Source organism: Metapseudomonas otitidis (assembly GCF_011397855.1).
Lineage (GTDB): Bacteria > Pseudomonadota > Gammaproteobacteria > Pseudomonadales > Pseudomonadaceae > Metapseudomonas > Metapseudomonas otitidis.
The window spans coordinates 1,880,121-1,895,705 of record NZ_AP022642.1; the positions used below are offsets into that span (position 1 = coordinate 1,880,121).

16 protein-coding genes are annotated in these 15,585 nt (G+C 70.7%); 14 read left to right on the forward strand and 2 right to left on the reverse strand.

Going from position 1 to position 15,585, the window contains the following annotated elements:
* Positions 1-48: 48 nt before the first annotated feature.
* A complete protein-coding gene (locus PotMrB4_RS08830; RefSeq protein ID WP_044404954.1) occupies positions 49-579 on the reverse strand; it encodes a DUF2062 domain-containing protein in 531 nt (176 codons plus the stop codon).
* Between the two features lie 147 nt (positions 580-726).
* Between PotMrB4_RS08830 and PotMrB4_RS08835 the strand changes: the two genes are divergently transcribed.
* The 8 genes from PotMrB4_RS08835 to murB all read left to right on the forward strand — a co-directional run bounded on the left by PotMrB4_RS08835 (position 727) and on the right by murB (position 7,563).
* Positions 727-2,949 carry a DNA internalization-related competence protein ComEC/Rec2 gene (locus PotMrB4_RS08835; protein ID WP_172433037.1) on the forward strand — a complete coding sequence of 741 codons (2,223 nt, stop codon included), beginning with the start codon at positions 727-729 and terminating at the stop codon, positions 2,947-2,949.
* A gap of 72 nt (positions 2,950-3,021) precedes the next feature.
* The gene (locus PotMrB4_RS08840; RefSeq protein WP_044404948.1) at positions 3,022-3,657 is read left to right on the forward strand and encodes a MotA/TolQ/ExbB proton channel family protein; all 636 of its coding nucleotides are present in this window, start codon (positions 3,022-3,024) and stop codon (positions 3,655-3,657) included.
* Positions 3,654-4,097: an ExbD/TolR family protein gene (locus tag PotMrB4_RS08845; RefSeq protein WP_044404945.1), complete on the forward strand. Its 444-nt coding sequence runs from the start codon at positions 3,654-3,656 to the stop codon at positions 4,095-4,097. The genes PotMrB4_RS08840 and PotMrB4_RS08845 overlap by 4 nt, the downstream gene beginning before the upstream one ends.
* On the forward strand, positions 4,097-5,101 hold the full coding sequence (lpxK, locus tag PotMrB4_RS08850; protein ID WP_172433038.1) for a tetraacyldisaccharide 4'-kinase: 1,005 nt from the start codon (positions 4,097-4,099) through the stop codon (positions 5,099-5,101). Before PotMrB4_RS08845 ends, lpxK begins: the two co-directional genes overlap by 1 nt.
* A 35-nt stretch (positions 5,102-5,136) precedes the next feature.
* A complete protein-coding gene (locus PotMrB4_RS08855; RefSeq protein ID WP_069561688.1) occupies positions 5,137-5,322 on the forward strand; it encodes a Trm112 family protein in 186 nt (61 codons plus the stop codon).
* The gene (gene kdsB, locus PotMrB4_RS08860) at positions 5,322-6,086 is read left to right on the forward strand and encodes a 3-deoxy-manno-octulosonate cytidylyltransferase (protein ID WP_044404936.1); all 765 of its coding nucleotides are present in this window, start codon (positions 5,322-5,324) and stop codon (positions 6,084-6,086) included. The genes PotMrB4_RS08855 and kdsB overlap by 1 nt, the downstream gene beginning before the upstream one ends.
* Positions 6,086-6,547 (forward strand): low molecular weight protein-tyrosine-phosphatase, encoded by a 462-nt coding sequence (locus tag PotMrB4_RS08865; RefSeq protein ID WP_172433039.1) that lies wholly within the window; start codon positions 6,086-6,088, stop codon positions 6,545-6,547. The genes kdsB and PotMrB4_RS08865 overlap by 1 nt, the downstream gene beginning before the upstream one ends.
* Positions 6,544-7,563: a UDP-N-acetylmuramate dehydrogenase gene (gene murB, locus PotMrB4_RS08870; protein WP_172433040.1), complete on the forward strand. Its 1,020-nt coding sequence runs from the start codon at positions 6,544-6,546 to the stop codon at positions 7,561-7,563. Before PotMrB4_RS08865 ends, murB begins: the two co-directional genes overlap by 4 nt.
* A gap of 81 nt (positions 7,564-7,644) precedes the next feature.
* Here the strand turns inward: murB and PotMrB4_RS08875 are convergent, their stop codons facing one another.
* Entirely contained in the window at positions 7,645-8,706 is a 1,062-nt protein-coding gene (locus PotMrB4_RS08875) for an SMP-30/gluconolactonase/LRE family protein (protein ID WP_074968655.1), read from the reverse strand.
* Positions 8,707-9,006: 300 nt separating this feature from the next.
* Here PotMrB4_RS08875 and PotMrB4_RS08880 point away from each other — a divergent pair, with 300 nt between their 5' ends.
* The 6 genes from PotMrB4_RS08880 (at position 9,007) to PotMrB4_RS08905 (ending at position 15,549) form a co-directional block, all read left to right on the forward strand.
* On the forward strand, positions 9,007-10,713 hold the full coding sequence (locus PotMrB4_RS08880; RefSeq protein WP_172433041.1) for a vWA domain-containing protein: 1,707 nt from the start codon (positions 9,007-9,009) through the stop codon (positions 10,711-10,713).
* A 1-nt stretch (position 10,714) separates the two neighbouring features.
* Positions 10,715-11,305 (forward strand): RNA polymerase sigma factor, encoded by a 591-nt coding sequence (locus PotMrB4_RS08885; protein ID WP_069564895.1) that lies wholly within the window; start codon positions 10,715-10,717, stop codon positions 11,303-11,305.
* Positions 11,302-12,042 carry a hypothetical protein gene (locus tag PotMrB4_RS08890; RefSeq protein ID WP_172433042.1) on the forward strand — a complete coding sequence of 247 codons (741 nt, stop codon included), beginning with the start codon at positions 11,302-11,304 and terminating at the stop codon, positions 12,040-12,042. Before PotMrB4_RS08885 ends, PotMrB4_RS08890 begins: the two co-directional genes overlap by 4 nt.
* A 78-nt stretch (positions 12,043-12,120) precedes the next feature.
* A complete protein-coding gene (locus PotMrB4_RS08895; protein ID WP_172433043.1) occupies positions 12,121-14,565 on the forward strand; it encodes a hypothetical protein in 2,445 nt (814 codons plus the stop codon).
* Positions 14,562-14,912, forward strand: coding sequence for a hypothetical protein (locus PotMrB4_RS08900; protein WP_044404913.1), 351 nt, complete (start codon positions 14,562-14,564; stop codon positions 14,910-14,912). Before PotMrB4_RS08895 ends, PotMrB4_RS08900 begins: the two co-directional genes overlap by 4 nt.
* Before the next feature lie 67 nt (positions 14,913-14,979).
* Positions 14,980-15,549: a hypothetical protein gene (locus tag PotMrB4_RS08905; protein WP_197939512.1), complete on the forward strand. Its 570-nt coding sequence runs from the start codon at positions 14,980-14,982 to the stop codon at positions 15,547-15,549.
* Positions 15,550-15,585 lie beyond the last annotated feature (36 nt).

The window sequence follows — 15,585 nt, forward strand, 5'->3', positions numbered from 1 at the left end:
CGCAGACGAAAAAACGCCGCAGTGATGCGGCGTTTTCGTTTCCCGGTGTCAGGCCCCCGTGCGCTCGCGGCGGCGACGTTGCCGCTTGCGCCAGCTGTGGGCGACCCACCAGCGCCAATAGAGCATGGTGAGCACGTAGCCCAGCGCCCCCACCAGCACACCGCAGACCAGCGAGCCCAGCAGGAAGGGTTGCCACAGGGTGGACAGCTCCTGGGTGATCCACTCCCAGGTGAGCGAGTCCGGCAGCGTGCGCGGCGCCACGCCCATCAGCCAGGCGCCCATCTTGTAGGTGCAATAGAACACCGGCGGCATGGTGATAGGGTTCGTCAGCCACACCAGCCCCACCGAGATGGGCATGTTGGCTCGCACCATCACCGCCAGGCCGGCGGCCAGCAGCATCTGCATCGGGATCGGCACGAACGCCGCGAACAGCCCCATGGCCATCGCCCGCGAGACGGAATGGCGATTGAGGTGCCAGAGGTTGGGATCGTGCAGCAGCGTGCCGAGGAAACGCAGGGACTTGTGCTCCCTGATCGTGTCCGGGTTGGGCATGTAGCGTTTGAAGAGGTGGCGCGGCATCGGCGGTCTCGGCGGGCGGAAGCGCCGGTCATTATGCATAGCGATTCATGACACCGCCGGGACAGTTTGTGTCGATAAATGAACGAACCCGAGGCACCCGCTCAACCACGGGCCTCGGGTTCGCATCGTCTCCAGGGAGGGTAGGGGATGCGAGGTTTCTGGCTGGCCCTGGCCGGCGGGCTGCTGGCGCTGCGCTTCCTGCCGGCGCTGCCGCCCGGTTGGGTGCTGCTGGGGCTGGCGGGCATCGGCGTGGTGCTGCTGCCCTGGCGGACGCGAGCGCTCGGCGTTGCCCTGATCGGCTTCGCCTGGGCCTGTCACTGCGCCCAGGTCGCCCTCGACGACCGGCTCGACCCGGCGCTGGACGGCACCACCCGCTGGCTGCAGGGGCAGGTGGTCGGCCTGCCGCAGCAGGACGGCGGCGTGGTGCGCTTCGAACTGGTGCCCGCCGCCATCGAAGGGCTGCGCTTGCCCGGGCGGATGCGGGTGTCCTGGTACGGCGGGCTGGAGGTGCGCAGCGGCGAGACCTGGCGACTGGCCGTCACCCTTCGCCGTCCGCGTGGCCTGGTGAACCCCCACGCCTTCGACTACGAGGCCTGGCTGCTGGCTCGGCATATCGGCGCCACCGGCACGGTGAAGGCGGGCGAGCGGATCAAAGCGGCCGAAGGGCCCGGCGCCTGGCGTGACGACCTGCGCCAGGCCATCCAACAGGCCGAGGCGAGGGGGCGCAACGGCACCATCGCCGCGCTGGTCCTGGGCGACGGCTCCGGCCTCAGCAGCCGCGACTGGCGGCACCTGCAGGACACCGGCACGGTCCACCTGATGGTCATCTCCGGGCAGCACATCTCCCTGCTGGCACTGCTGCTCTACGGTGCCGTGGCCGCCCTGGCCCGGCTCGGGCTCTGGCCAACGCGCCTGCCCTGGCTGCCCTGTGCCTGCGCGCTGGCCCTGGCTGGTGCTCTCGGCTATGGGGCGTTGGCCGGGTTCGACGTACCGGTGCAGCGCGCCTGCCTGATGACCGCCCTGGCGCTGCTCTGGCGCCTGCGTTTCCGCCGGCTCGGGGTGGTCACGCCGCTGTTGGCGGTGCTTTGTATCGTGCTGCTGGTGGACCCGCTGGCCTCCCTGCGGGCGGGCTTCTGGCTCTCCTTCGCTGCCGTGGCGCTGCTGGTGCTGGTGTTCGCCGGGCGACTGGGCAGCCTGCCGGCCTGGCGCAGCGCGTGGCGGGCACAGTGGGCCCTGAGCCTGGCGCTGACCCCGGCGCTGATGGCTCTTGCCCTGCCCATCAGCCTCAGCGGCCCCCTGGCCAACCTGGTGGCGGTGCCCTGGGTCAGCTTCGTCTCGGTGCCGCTGTCCCTGGCCGGCACGGCCCTGCACGCCGTGCCCGGCCTGGGTGAGGGCCTGCTGTGGCTGGCGGGGCTTTCCCTGGAGGGGCTCTTCCTTCTACTGGGCTGGATCGCCGAGGCGATGCCGGCCTGGCAGGCGCCTGCGCTGGCGGTCTGGAGCTGGGGCCTGGTGCTGCTGGGCTGCCTGCTGCTGATCCTGCCGCCGGCGCTGCCCTTTCGCCTGCCGGGGCTGCTGTTGCTGGTGCTGCTGGTTTGGCCGCCCCTGCAGCGGCTCGCGCCCGGTACGGCGGATGTCCGCGTGTTGGACGTGGGGCAGGGCCTGGCGGTGCTGGTGCTCACCGAGCACCACGCCTTGCTGTATGACGCCGGCCCGCGCCAGGGCGGCTTCGACCTGGGCGAGCGGGTGGTGGTGCCGGCCCTGCGCGGGCTGGGTGTACGGCATCTGGACGAACTGCTGCTGAGCCACGCCGACAACGACCATTCCGGCGGGGCCGAGGCGGTGGTGCGCGCCCTGTCCGTGGCGCGGGTGATCAGCGGCGAGGTGGAGCGCCTGCCGCCCGGCCTCAACGCCCAGCCCTGCGAAGCCCGCCAGTGGGAGTGGGATGGCGTGCACCTGCGCACCTGGCGCTGGCCCGAAGCCCGCGACAGCAATGATCGCTCCTGCGTGCTCACCCTCGAGGCCAACGGCGAGCGCCTGCACCTGACCGGCGACCTCGGCCAGGCCGCCGAAGCCGCCTGGGTGGAGAGCGGCGAGCCCCTCGCAGCGGACTGGCTGCTGGCGCCCCACCATGGCAGCCGCAGTTCCTCCTCGGCGCGCCTGCTGCAGGCGGTGCGGCCGCGCGGGGCGCTGATCTCCCGGGGCGCGCGCAACGCCTTCGGCCATCCCCATCCCCAGGTGCTGGCGCGTTACCGTGCACTGCCGGCGGCTCTTTACGACACCGCCGAGTCCGGCGCGCTGCTGATTCGCCTGGGCACCCACGGCGAGGTGTCGGGACTGCGGAGCCAGGCACGTTTCTGGCGGGAAAAATGAGAACAGCGACGGTCGGCGGGCCGGGTGCCCTGTGCTAGAGTTGCGCGACTTTTTTCGAGGGGATTTACCACCGTGTGGGAGCTGGTCAAAGCAGGCGGCTGGATGATGCTGCCGATCATTCTGAGTTCCGTGGTCGCCACCGCCATCATCGCCGAGCGTCTCTGGACGCTGCGCAAGAACCGTGTCGCACCGCCGCAACTGCTGGGTCAGGTCTGGCGCATGGTCAAGGACAAGCAGCTCAACAGCCAGAAGCTCAAGGAGCTGCGCGCCTCCTCGCCGCTGGGTGAGGTGCTCGCCGCAGGCCTGGCCAACTCCAAGCACGGTCGCGAGATCATGAAGGAGTGCATCGAGGAGGCCGCGTCCCGCGTCATCCACGAGCTGGAGCGCTACCTCAATACCCTCGGCACCATCGCCGCCATGGGCCCGCTGCTCGGCCTGCTGGGCACCGTGTTCGGCATGATCGAGATCTTCGGCGGCTTCATGGACAACGGCATGGCCAACGCCCCGGCCCTGGCCGGCGGCATCGGCAAGGCGCTGATCACCACCGCCGCCGGCCTGATGGTCGCCATCCCCGCCGTGTTCTTCCACCGCTTCCTGCTGCGTCGTGTCGACGAGCTGGTGGTGGCCATGGAACAGGACGCCATCAAGCTGGTGGAAGTGACCCAGGGCGACCGTGAAGTGGACTTCGCAGAGGAAGGCAAAGCGTGAAGTTCCGCCGTCGGGCGGGCAACGTGGCCCGCGAGGAAGTCTTCCTCAACCTGACCTCGTTCATCGACGTCATCTTCGTGCTGCTGCTGTTCTTCGTGGTCACCACCACCTTCAGCCGCCCCAGTGAGATGAAGATCGAACTGCCCGAGGCGGTCAGCGGCACGCCCACCGAGGCCACCACCGAGAAGACCCTGGAGCTGAGCATCAGCGCCGACGGGCAATACGCCCTCAACGGCCAGGTGCTGGTGAAGAACGACCTCACCACCCTGATGAACGCCCTCGGCAAGGAATCCGGTGGTGACAACAGCCTGCCGATGATCATCAGCGCCGACGCCAAGACCACTCACCAGTCGGTGATCACCGCCATGGATGCCGCCGGCAAGCTGGGCTTCAGCAAGCTGCGCATCACCACCGTCGAGGCCCAGCCGGAGAAGCCCTGATGGCCTTCTCCGACCGCCTGCTGGAGGCCTGGTACCGGGGCCATCCCGCACTGGGCCTGCTGCGCCCGCTCGAGGCCCTCTACCGCCGCATCGCCGCCCGCCGCCGCGCCGCCTTCCTGGCCGGCGAGGGCGAGATCTATCGTGCCCCGGTCCCGGTGATGGTGGTGGGCAACATCACCGTCGGCGGCACCGGCAAGACCCCGATGATCCTCTGGCTGATCGAGCACTGCCGGCAGCGCGGCCTGCGCGTCGGCGTGGTCAGCCGGGGCTACGGCGCCGAGCCGCCGCACCTGCCCTGGCGGGTCGAGGCCGACCAGAGCGCCGCCGTCGCCGGTGACGAACCCCTGCTGATCGTTCAGCGCAGCGGCGTGCCGCTGGTGATCGACCCCGACCGCTCCCGCGCCGTCCGCGCGCTGCTGGAGGAGGGGCCCTTCGACCTCATCCTCAGCGACGACGGCCTGCAGCATTACCGCCTGGCGCGGGACATCGAACTGGTGCTGATCGACGCCGCCCGTGGCCTCGGCAATCGTCGCTGCCTGCCGGCCGGCCCCCTGCGCGAGCCCGCCGAGCGCCTGGCCAGCGTCGATGCCGTGCTCTACAACGGCGCAGACGAGGGCCCAGACGGTGCCCACGGCTTCCGCCTGCGCCCCTCGGCGCTGGTCAACCTGCGCAGCGGCGAGCGCGTCGGGCTCGAATATTTCCCCCCCGGCCAGGCCCTGCACGCGGTGGCCGGCATCGGCAACCCGCAGCGTTTCTTCACCACGCTCGAGGCGCTAAACTGGCGCCCGATTCCGCATGCCTTCGCCGATCACGCCCGCTTCGGGCCCGCTGAGCTGCAGTTCAGCCCGCCGCTGCCCCTGGTGATGACGGAGAAGGATGCGGTCAAGTGCCGGGCCTTCGCCGGCGCCGACTGGTGGTACCTGGCGGTGGACGCCGCGCCATCCGCCGGCTTCGTCCGCTGGCTCGATGCGCGCCTCGCCGCACTGGCGCCGGCCTGCCCCTGAAACCCGCCCCCGAGGCGGTCACCAAGGATTCCCCCATGGACCCGAAACTGCTCGACATCCTCGCCTGCCCGCTGTGCAAGGGCCCGCTCAAGCTCGCCGACGACAAGAGCGAGCTGATCTGCAAGAACGACGCCCTGGCCTTCCCCGTGCGTGAAGGCATCCCGGTGATGCTCGAAGGCGAAGCCCGCACCCTCAACGTCGACGAACGGCTGGACAAGTGATGGGCCAGGCCTTCACCGTCGTCATCCCCGCCCGCTACGCCTCCACCCGCCTGCCCGGCAAGCCCCTGCAGGACATCGGCGGCAAGCCGATGATCCAGCACGTCTGGGAGCAGGCCCGCCGCAGCGCCGCCGAGCGTGTGGTGGTGGCCACCGATGATGCGCGCATCGTCGAGGCCTGCCAGGGCTTCGGCGCCGAGGTGGTGCTGACCCGCGTCGACCACAACTCCGGCACCGACCGCCTGGCCGAAGTGGCCACCCAGCTGGGCCTGGCCGGCGACGCCATCGTGGTCAACGTCCAGGGCGACGAGCCGCTGATCCCCCCGGCGATCATCGACCAGGTGGCCGCCAACCTGGCCGCCCACCCGGAAGCCGGCATCGCCACCCTGGCCGAGCCCATCGGCGAGGTGCAGGCCCTGTTCAACCCCAATGTGGTGAAGGTGGTGACCGACCTCAACGGCCTGGCCCTGACCTTCAGCCGCGCACCGCTGCCCTGGGCGCGGGACGCCTTCGCCCGGGACCGCGACAGCCTGCCGGCCGGCGTGCCCTACCGCCGCCACATCGGCATCTACGCCTACCGCGCCGGCTTCCTGCATGACTTCGTCGCCTGGGGCCCGTGCTGGCTGGAAGACACCGAGTGCCTGGAGCAGCTGCGTGCCCTCTGGCACGGCGTGCGCATCCACGTCGCCGATGCTCTGGAAGCCCCGGCTGCCGGGGTCGACACCGCCGAAGACCTGGAGCGGGTCCGCCGCCTGCTGGGGGCCTGATGCGCGTTCTCTTCGTCTGCCTCGGCAACATCTGCCGCTCGCCCACCGCCGAGGGCGTCCTGCGCGGCAAGCTGGAACAGGCCGGCCTGGCTGAGCGGGTGGAAGTGGATTCCGCCGGCACCGCCGGCTGGCACATCGGCAAGGCGCCGGACCCGCGCACCTGCCAGGCCGCCGCCAAGCGCGGCTACGACCTTTCCGCCCTGCGTGCGCGCCAGGTCAGCGCCGAGGACTTCCAGCGCTTCGACCTGGTCCTGGCCATGGACCACTCCAACCTGCGCGACCTCAAGGCCCTGCACGCCGGCCGGGGCAACGCCCCGGACCTGTTCCTGCGCCGCTACGACCTAGCCACCGAGGAAGTGCCCGATCCCTACTACGGCGGGGAAGACGGCTTCGAGACCGTGCTCGACCTGGTGGAGCAGGCCTGCGACGGCCTGATCGCCGAGATCCGGGAGCGCCTGTGAGCCTGCAGCTGCACGACAACCAGCCCCTCAAGCCCTACAACACCTTCGGCGTATCGGTGCAGGCGCGCCTGTTCGCCGAGGCCCGCACCGACGACGAGGTGCGCGAAGCGCTGGCCCTGGCCGCCGAGCGCGGCCTGCCCCTGCAGGTGATCGGCGGCGGCAGCAACCTGCTGCTGACCCGTGATCTCGACGCCCTGGTGCTGCGCATGGCCAGCCGTGGCATCCGCGTGCTGGCCGAGGCCGACGGGCGCGTCATCGTCGAAGCCGAAGCCGGCGAACCCTGGCACCCCTTCGTGCTCTGGACCCTCGACCAGGGCCTGGCCGGGCTGGAGAACCTCAGCCTGATCCCGGGCACGGTCGGCGCCGCGCCGATGCAGAACATCGGTGCCTACGGGGTGGAGATCAAGGATGTCTTCGTCGGCCTCACCGCGCTGGATCGCCAGAGCGGCGAGCTGCACGAGTTTGGCCTCGACGACTGCGCCTTCGGCTACCGCGAGAGCCGCTTCAAGCGCGAGGCCGGCCGCTGGGTGATCCTGCGCGTGCGCTTCGCCCTGGGCCGCGCCGCCGCGTTGCACCTGGACTACGGCCCGGTGCGTCAGCGCCTGGAGGCCGAAGGCATCAGCGCGCCGACCCCGCGTGATGTCAGCCGCGCCATCTGCGCCATCCGCAGCGAGAAGCTGCCGGACCCGGCCCAGCTCGGCAACGCCGGCAGCTTCTTCAAGAACCCCGTGGTGCCGGCCGCCCAGGCCGAGGCGCTGCGCCAGCAGTACCCCGACCTGGTGGCCTATCCCCAGGGCGAAGGCCAGGCGAAGCTCGCCGCCGGCTGGCTGATCGACAAGGCCGGCTGGAAGGGTTTTCGCGAAGGGGATGCGGGCGTCCATCGCCTGCAGGCGCTGGTGCTGGTGAACCACGGCCAGGCCACCGGTGGGGAGATCCACGCCCTGGCCGGGCGCATCCAGGCGGACATCGCCGCCCGGTTCGGGGTCGAGCTGGAGATGGAACCCAACCTGCTCTGACCCCTGGCAGGCTGCGGGAATACCGACGGCGTTGAAAACGCCCGTCCGGAGGGCTCTCCCAGGCGGGAGAGCCCTTTTGCCTCAATGCAGCTTCAGCTTGCCGATGCGGTCGTTGTCCAGGCTGCCGAAGTACAGCGTGTCGCCCACCGGCTTCACCGACGTGATCATGCGCAGGTGCGTGCCGCTGGTGTCGTGCAGGCTGCGGATGATCTGCCCGTTCTCGTCCAGCGCGATCACCAGCCCGTAGGGCACCGGCTTCGGCCACAGCGCGCGGGGCAGCTTGGCGATCTGTGCCTTCAGCCAGGGCTGGGTGTGGAGGAAGTCCGCATCGGCCTTGCGCGGGGAGGGCAGGGCCACCCAGAAGGTGCCCTTGCGGTCGCCCTGCAGGTTGTCCGGCAGGCCCGGCAGGTTGTCGATGAACACGTCATGGGTGCCGGCCTTCTCGCCGCTCAGCCAGTAGCGGGTGATGCGGTAGCGGTAGGTTTCGTTCACCAGCACGAAGTCTTCCTTGGCCGACAGCGCCACGCCGTTGGCGAAGTACAGGTCCTTGAGCAGCACCTCCACCTTGCCGGTGGCCGGGTCGTAGCGCATCAGGCGGCCGTGGGGGCGGGCCTCCAGCAGGTCCAGCAGGTAGTCCGGCTGCTGGAACTTGTCCGAGGCGTCGGTGAAATAGATGCGGCCGTCGCTGGCGATGTCCAGGTCGTCGGTGAAGCGGAACGGGCCGCCTTCGGCCTCGGTGGCCAGCACCTTGATGGTGCCTTTCGGGTCGATGCTCAGCAGCCCCTTGTAGGCGTCGCCGACGATCAGGTTGCCCTGGGCGTCGAAGTCCATGCCCAGCGGGCGGCCGCCGGTCTCGGCGAAGGTTTCCAGTCGCCCGTCGGTGTCGATGCGCACCACGCGGCCGTCATGCAGGCCGGCGTAGACGCGGCCCTGGGCATCCACAGCGGTGTCTTCCGGCCCGTGCACCTGCCCCTTGGCCAGCAGCTCGGCCTTCATCAGCGTGTCGTTGGGTTCCAGCACCCCGGTCATGGTCGGCGCCGGCGGCGCATCCCAGGCCAGCGGGTCGATGGGGGAGGGGGTGAAGGCAAGGTAGAGGGTGAGCGCGAGGATCAACAGGGCCAGCAGGCCCAGCAACTTCTTCATGTCCGAATTCCCTGGCGGTGGCCCACGGGGCCTGGTTGTTGTCGGAGGCGGCTCTTTCGTGGCGTGCCGGCCGCCCCGGGGGATCGGCGCGAGGCCGAAGGTCCGAGGCGGGATGCTACTGCGTCGCGGTTAGGGTGGGGAGGTTTTTTACGGACGACCCGCAAGCGGCGGCCGTTTTTCCGCCGCCAGGGGGGCGCATTCTCGAACCGCAAAAAAACTTCACACCCCTTAACCCGTTCGCCGAACCCCCTCCGTCTACTGGTGCACAAGGACATTCCGGTCCCCCCAGGAGAACCCGCCATGCACCCGCTTCAAGCCCTGACCCGTCGCCCCCTCGCCGCCGGTTTCGCCGCCACCCTGCTGCTCGCCCTGGCCGCCTGCTCCCAGCATGGCGGGGAGACCCGCGGCGCTGCCAACGAGTCGCAGAAAGACAGCCTGGCCGCCAAGCCCGTCGCCATCGAAGCCATCGCCATCGAACCCAGCGCCAGCTACGCGGTGATGGAGCGCAAGATGATGGCACCGGCACCGGTGGCCCCCGCGCCGCTGACCGACAGCCTCCCCGGCTACCAGGACAGCTACCGCGAGCAGTACGCCAAGGTGGAAGAGAGCAGCGTCCACGCCGTGGCCGCCGAGCCGGTCTCCACCTTCAGCATCGACGTCGACACCGGCGCCTACGCCAACGTACGGCGCTTCCTCAACGGTGGGAGCCTGCCGCCCAAGGAGGCGGTGCGCCTCGAAGAGATGGTCAACTACTTCCCCTACAACTACCCGCTACCCAAGGGCAACGTGCCGTTCGGCATCGACACCGAACTGGCCCGCTCGCCGTGGAACCCCGAGGCGCGCCTGCTGCGTATCGCCATCAAGGCCTCCGACACCCAGGTCGCACGCATTCCCCCGGCCAACCTGGTGTTCCTGGTGGACGTCTCCGGCTCCATGGACCGTCGCGAAGGCCTGCCCATGGTGCAGGGCACCCTGAAGCTGCTGGTGGACCAGCTGCGCCCCGAGGACCGCGTGTCCCTCGTCACCTACGCCGGCGAAGCCCGCGTGGTGCTGGAGTCCACCCCGGGCAACGAGAAGGAGAAGATCCGCGCCGCCATCGACCAGTTGGCCGCCGGGGGCTCCACCGCTGGCGAGTCCGGCATCCAGCTGGCCTATGCCCAGGCGCGCAAGGGCCTGATCAAGGACGGCATCAACCGCATCCTCCTGGCCACCGACGGTGACTTCAACGTCGGCATCAGCGACTTCGACAGCCTCAAGGCCCTGGCCGAGGAGAAGCGCCGCACCGGCATCTCCCTCACCACCCTCGGCTTTGGCGTGGACAACTACAACGAACACCTGATGGAACAGCTGGCCGACGCCGGCGACGGCAACTACGCCTACATCGACAGCCTGCGCGAAGCCCGCAAGGTGCTGGTGGACCAGCTCAGCTCCACCCTCCAGGTGGTGGCCAAGGACGTGAAGCTGCAGGTGGAATTCAACCCCGCCCAGGTCAGCGAATACCGCCTGCTGGGCTACGAGAACCGTGCCCTCAAGCGCGAAGACTTCAGCAACGACAAGGTCGATGCCGGCGAGATCGGCGCGGGCCATACCGTCACCGCGCTGTACGAGATCGTCCCGGCCGGCGGCAAGGGCTGGCTGGAGCCGCTGCGTTACCAGCCGGCCGCACCGGCGGCCGGCAAGGCCGGTGAGCTGGCCTGGCTGCGCATTCGCTACAAGGCGCCGGGCACCGACACCAGCCGCCTGCTGGAGCAACCCATCGCCGCCGCCGACGCCCGTCCCATCGCCCAGGCCAGCGACGACCTGCGCTTCGCCGCCTCGGTCGCCGCCTTCGCCCAGCAGCTCAAGGGCGCCCGCTACACCGGCCAGTTCGGCTACGCCGACACCCTGGCCCTGGCACGCGGCGCGCGCGGCGATGACCCCTACGGCCTGCGCAACGAGTTCGTGCAACTGGTGGAACTCGCGCAAAGCCTGCAAAATCCGGCCTCCAACCCGGTACGGACCGAGTGACTTGAGCGACACCATCACGGATGACGACGCCGCCCTGCTGCGGCGTTACCGACGCGGCGATGCCGAGGCCTTCGGCGTGCTCTACGCGCGCCATCGCCTCGGCCTCTACCGTTTTCTCTGCGGCCTGTGCGGCGACAGCTCGCTGGCCGAAGAGATCTTCCAGGAGACCTGGCTCAGCCTGGTGCGCAGCGCCAGCGAGCAGCGCGAGGCCGTGGCCTTCCGCACCTGGCTCTACCAGATCGCCCGCAACCGCCTGATCGACCATTGGCGCAAGCACGGGCGGCTGCAGGGCAAGGTGGAGGCCTTCGACGAGCAGGCCCATGCCGACCTGCTGCCGAGCGAGGAGGCCGACGACCCCGAGGCCCAGCTGAGCCTCAGCCGCGACCGCCAGCGCCTGCAGGCCGCCCTGGACGAACTGCCCGGCGAGCAGCGAGAAGTCTTCCTGCTGCGCGCCCATGGCGACCTCGAGCTGCACGAGATCGCCGAGATGACCCGCACACCCGCCGAGACGGTGAAGAGTCGCCTGCGCTATGCCCTGCAGAAGCTGCGCCGGCTGCTGGCCGACCCCGCCGCCGAGGAGAGAACCGCATGAACCAGGACCCACGCAGAGAGGACGAGCTGGAGCGGCAATTGCTCGCCCACTTCCGTGCCCACGGCGAGGGCGAGCCCTCCGCCGAGCTGGATGCACGCATTCTCGCCGCCGCCCGCGAGGCCGTCCGCCCGCCGGCGCCGAGCCTGGGCCAGCGCCTGCATGCCTGGCTGTTCGGCCCCGGTGGCCGCCAGCGCTGGTCGGTGGCCTTCGCCGGCCTGGCCTGTCTGGGCGTGGGCGTCAGCCTGACCTTCCAGAACCTCGATCGGCAGCCGCCGGAGTACGCCGTCGCCCCCGCGCCGGCCATGGCCCCAGCCGCCCCGGCGCCCCTGGCCCGTAGCGCCCCCGCCCCGGATGCGGGCTACAGCGCCGAGCCCGCTGCGCCGCCGATGCAGGCCTTTTCCGCGCCCGCGCCGGCAGCGGAGATGAAGAAGGCCGCACCTCAGTTCGAGTCCGCCCCGGTGGCCGCGCTGGCCGACAGCGCCACTGCCGATGCGCGGATCGCCGAGCAGGCCCGCCTGGCCGCCGACGAGGCCTTCCCGCCTGCGGCCAAGCTGGCCAAGCCCGCTGCCGCGCCCCTCGAACCGGCCCTGCAGCAGGGCCTGCGCGAGGTGCTGGAGTTGCGACGCCAAGGCCAGGCCAAGGCCGCCGACGAGCGCCTGGAGGCCCTGCGCAAGGCCTACCCCCGGCAGGACCTGGACGCCCTGCTGAAGGCCCTGGAGCCTTCCCCGGCGCCTTGATGGTCGCAACTTGCCGCCTGTGTCACGCCAGGGTGACGGTCGATCCGTCACCCTGTGACGCCCGCGCAGGAGCCTGACATGCACCCCGTTCCCGAATCCGACGCCCCGACCGAGAGCCTGCCGCGCCTGTTGCTGGGGCTCGTCTGGCAGCTGGCGGTGCTGGTGCTGCCGATCCTGCTGGTGGCCAGCCTGCCCTTGGCCGGTGCGGCCACAAGCGTGGTGGGGCTGGCCCTGGTGCTGATCGTCGTCGCCCGCTGGCCGCGCATCGGCAAGGGCGTCAGCAGCCTGCTCACCAGCGCCGTGATAGGCGCCGCCTTCAGCCTGGGAGCCACGCTGCCCGGCTACTGGGGCATCGGCGCCGGCGTGCTCTGGGTGTTCATCGGCCTGGCCAGCGCGGCGACCCTGGAGCGTCGTCTGGGCCTGGCCAGCGGCCCGGTCACGGCTGAACCCATCGGCCCGGTGGACGCGGGCGCCCGGGGCACCAGCGCCTGGGGCGGCGGTGAGCTGCTCACGCCGGAGGGCGAGCCGGTGCGCACCCTGGGCTGGGGCGAGATCGCCATGGGCGGGCCGGTGTACACGGACTACCTGATGCCCGACGGCGTGTTGCTGGAGGGGCTGGGCAGCTCGGCCCGCTTCTCCGACGACGGCCGCTACTTCGCCGCGCCGATCCCCTCGCGCGGCGCCTGGTCGCTGGCGGTGTTCGATCGCCAGCTGCGCCGGCTCTACCACTGCGCCAACGACGCCTTCTGGGAGCTGGACGCCTTCAGTGGTGGCGAGCTGCGCGGTCGCCACAGCCCGCTGGTGTCGGACCAGGGCTACCGCCTCAGCCTCGAAGCCGTGCTGCGCGAGGCGACCTGCGAGGACTTCGTCACCATCGGCGACCTCTGGCTCGCTCCCGGTTGGGCCGAGAGGCAGCAGCAGGCCGTGCTGGACCTCTCGCCCCCCACCGGCCCCCATCGCCTGCGCGGCGAACCCTGGCTGCCGGCGCGACTGCGCGAGCGTGACGATCCGCTGCTGCCGCTGCGCTACCCCAGCTACCAGCTGTGGCTGGACGACGCCCCCACCGGGCTGCTGCTGCCCGACGACGCGCGCCCCGTGTGGCGAGCCGACGGCCTGGCCTTCGCCTGCCGCCTGCGCGACACCGCCCAGGAGCGCCCGTGGCCATGCCCTGTCCGGGTCTGGGAAGCCGGGCCGGGCTGGCGCACCCTGGACGACTGGCAGCCCCGGGAAGATGAGCCGCGCCTGATGCTCGAAGCGCCGCTCGCACTGGAGCCGACCCACCTGGTCATGCAGGCCCGCTTCGACCTCCCCGAACTGGACCAGATGGAGCATGGGAACGCCGTGCACCACATCTTCAACGAGGAACTCGAACGCCTGGCCGGCTTCGACGCCTGGGGCCGCGCCGTACCGGGTTTGCGTGCTGCCACGCGGCTGGAGCTGCTGCACCCCCTCGGCCGCGCCGCGCCGGTGATGCGGGCTGACCTGCGCCTGGCACCGCTGGCCGATGGCCGCCGCCCGTTGCTGGAGTGGCAGCGGGAGAGCGCCGACGGGCTGCGGGCGGCCTACCGCTGCCGCATCGGTGAGTGGGTGCTGGAGGGTGAGTGGTGCCTGGATCACCGTGTTTCCGCCTGCGGTCGCTACCTCGCACTGGTGGCGTTCGCCGAAGCCCCGGCCGTGCCCCATCGCCTGGTGGTGGCGGACGTGCCGGCCCGTCGCCTGCTGGGCATCGACCTCGGCCTTTCCCTGACACGGCTGATGGATTTCCAGGACGGCATCGTCGAACTGGCCGTGGTGACCGGACGCCTGGCCGACACGCGCACGGCCACCCCGTTGCAGACCATCGACCAGCCGCCACCCCCGGTGGCAAGCGCTGCGGATTTCCTCACGCGCCGTGAGGGCAGCCAGCTCTGCTATGCCCTGCGCCGCCTGCGTTTGGGCGCGGCGCTCGAGCCGCTGCCCGACTGGCACCCGCTGAGCCAGCCGCCCGCTTCCAACGCCTACGGCGACTTCGTGCTGCCGGCGCCCGCCGGCGGCAATGCGGCCTGGCTGTTCGGCAGCCGCACCGCCTATGGCGGCGCCTACCTGCATGAGCGCCTGCCGCGCCAGGGTGGGTACCTGCTCACCGCCTGCGGTTGCGCCCTGGCCGATCTCGCGCCGGCCATGGCCTGGTCGGCGGACGGCCGCTACCTGGCCCTGACCCGCCATGACGACGGTGAGTGGCACCTGCTGGTGCTGGACACACTCGCGCACCGGCTCCACCCCTGGCCCGACCCCATCGGCCCGATGCCGCGTTTCGAAGGGTTCAGCGGAGGGGCGTTGCATTGGCGGAACCACCCGTACCACGACGACGTCGCAGAAGAGGCTGGCGAGCCTCGACACCTGCCCCTCGACGCCCTCCTGGGCGTCGCCCCCGAGGCGCTGGAGGCCGTGGACGGCCTCTGGCTGCCACCTTCCGAGCGCCTCCGTGCTGCCCAGTGGCGGCGCCTCGATACCGCCCATCTCGACCCCTGGAGACCCCAATGAGCGAGAGCATCCTCTCCCACGCCCTGACCATGCAGGTTCTCGGTTACATCGGCCTGGTACCGCTGATCATCGCCTGGCTGGCCGGCATCGCCCTGTCCGTCCGCTACTGGCGCGAGCGCCCCCGGGCCGCCCGCTTCTGCCTGGCCAGCATGGGCGTGATGCTGGCCTGGACCCTGCTGCAGCAGGTGCTCTACCTCACCGTCTACCTGTGGGCCGAGGACATGGAGGCAGCGCGGGTGAGCGTGGTCTTCAGCGGCATCAGCGCCATCGGCGGGCTGGTCCATACCCTGGGCTTCGGCCTGCTGCTGGTGGCCGTATTCACCGGCCGTGAAGCCGCCCGCGAATGAAGCAGGGTTGCCAGTGTCCGCCTGGCGCGCCAGCATGGCGCACATCTCACCCTGCGGTAGCCGCTCCATGACCCGAATCCTGCTGCCTGCCCTGTTCCTTGGCTTCTGCGCATCGACCCTGGCCAGCCCGGCCCCGGTGGCCCCCCGGGTGGACGCCTGGCCTGGCCTGGTGGCCATGCCCGCCGTGAGCCCCGGCAACGCCTGCGCAGAGGCCTCTACGCAAGCCAAGCCGAAACCCAAGCCGACCGCCACCAAGGCCGAGACCGCCAAACCCAAACCCAAGCCGGCACCGACCAAGGCCGAGACCACCAAGCCGAAGCCCAAACCCAAGCCCGCCACCCCCAAGCCAAAACCGAAGCCCACGCCCGCCAAGCCCAAGCCGTCCAAGGTGGAGCAGGTCAAGCTGCGCGAGCCGAAGCTCGACCTGAGCCTGCCCAAGCACCTGGTGGACGAACTGGAACCGCGGGTGAAGCAGGAGCAGCACGTCGAGCAGCCACTGCTGCCGCCGATGTTCGTGGAGAAGCCGCCGGAGCAGAGCCCCTACCAGCTCAACGGCAAGCTGATCACCAACCAGCGGGAAGAAGACTATCTGCGCTCCGTGGAGGGCGCCGAGCTGCAGATCGAGTTCAAGCAGTAGCCCGGCTGGCGCTCACGGCGAGGAGGCAACGGGGCG

What these genes read in the sequence shown, in the direction of transcription:
- PotMrB4_RS08855 (WP_069561688.1), top strand. Translation starts at nt 5,137, where the DNA reads ATGGACCCGAAACTGCTCGACATCCTCGCCTGCCCGCTGTGCAAGGGC.
- PotMrB4_RS08830 (WP_044404954.1), bottom strand. Translation starts at nt 579, where the DNA reads ATGCCGCGCCACCTCTTCAAACGCTACATGCCCAACCCGGACACGATC.
- PotMrB4_RS08895 (WP_172433043.1), top strand. Translation starts at nt 12,121, where the DNA reads ATGCACCCCGTTCCCGAATCCGACGCCCCGACCGAGAGCCTGCCGCGC.
- PotMrB4_RS08865 (WP_172433039.1), top strand. Translation starts at nt 6,086, where the DNA reads ATGCGCGTTCTCTTCGTCTGCCTCGGCAACATCTGCCGCTCGCCCACC.
- lpxK (WP_172433038.1), top strand. Translation starts at nt 4,097, where the DNA reads ATGGCCTTCTCCGACCGCCTGCTGGAGGCCTGGTACCGGGGCCATCCC.
- kdsB (WP_044404936.1), top strand. Translation starts at nt 5,322, where the DNA reads ATGGGCCAGGCCTTCACCGTCGTCATCCCCGCCCGCTACGCCTCCACC.
- PotMrB4_RS08890 (WP_172433042.1), top strand. Translation starts at nt 11,302, where the DNA reads ATGAACCAGGACCCACGCAGAGAGGACGAGCTGGAGCGGCAATTGCTC.
- PotMrB4_RS08905 (WP_197939512.1), top strand. Translation starts at nt 14,980, where the DNA reads ATGACCCGAATCCTGCTGCCTGCCCTGTTCCTTGGCTTCTGCGCATCG.
- PotMrB4_RS08835 (WP_172433037.1), top strand. Translation starts at nt 727, where the DNA reads ATGCGAGGTTTCTGGCTGGCCCTGGCCGGCGGGCTGCTGGCGCTGCGC.
- PotMrB4_RS08875 (WP_074968655.1), bottom strand. Translation starts at nt 8,706, where the DNA reads ATGAAGAAGTTGCTGGGCCTGCTGGCCCTGTTGATCCTCGCGCTCACC.
- PotMrB4_RS08880 (WP_172433041.1), top strand. Translation starts at nt 9,007, where the DNA reads ATGCACCCGCTTCAAGCCCTGACCCGTCGCCCCCTCGCCGCCGGTTTC.
- PotMrB4_RS08900 (WP_044404913.1), top strand. Translation starts at nt 14,562, where the DNA reads ATGAGCGAGAGCATCCTCTCCCACGCCCTGACCATGCAGGTTCTCGGT.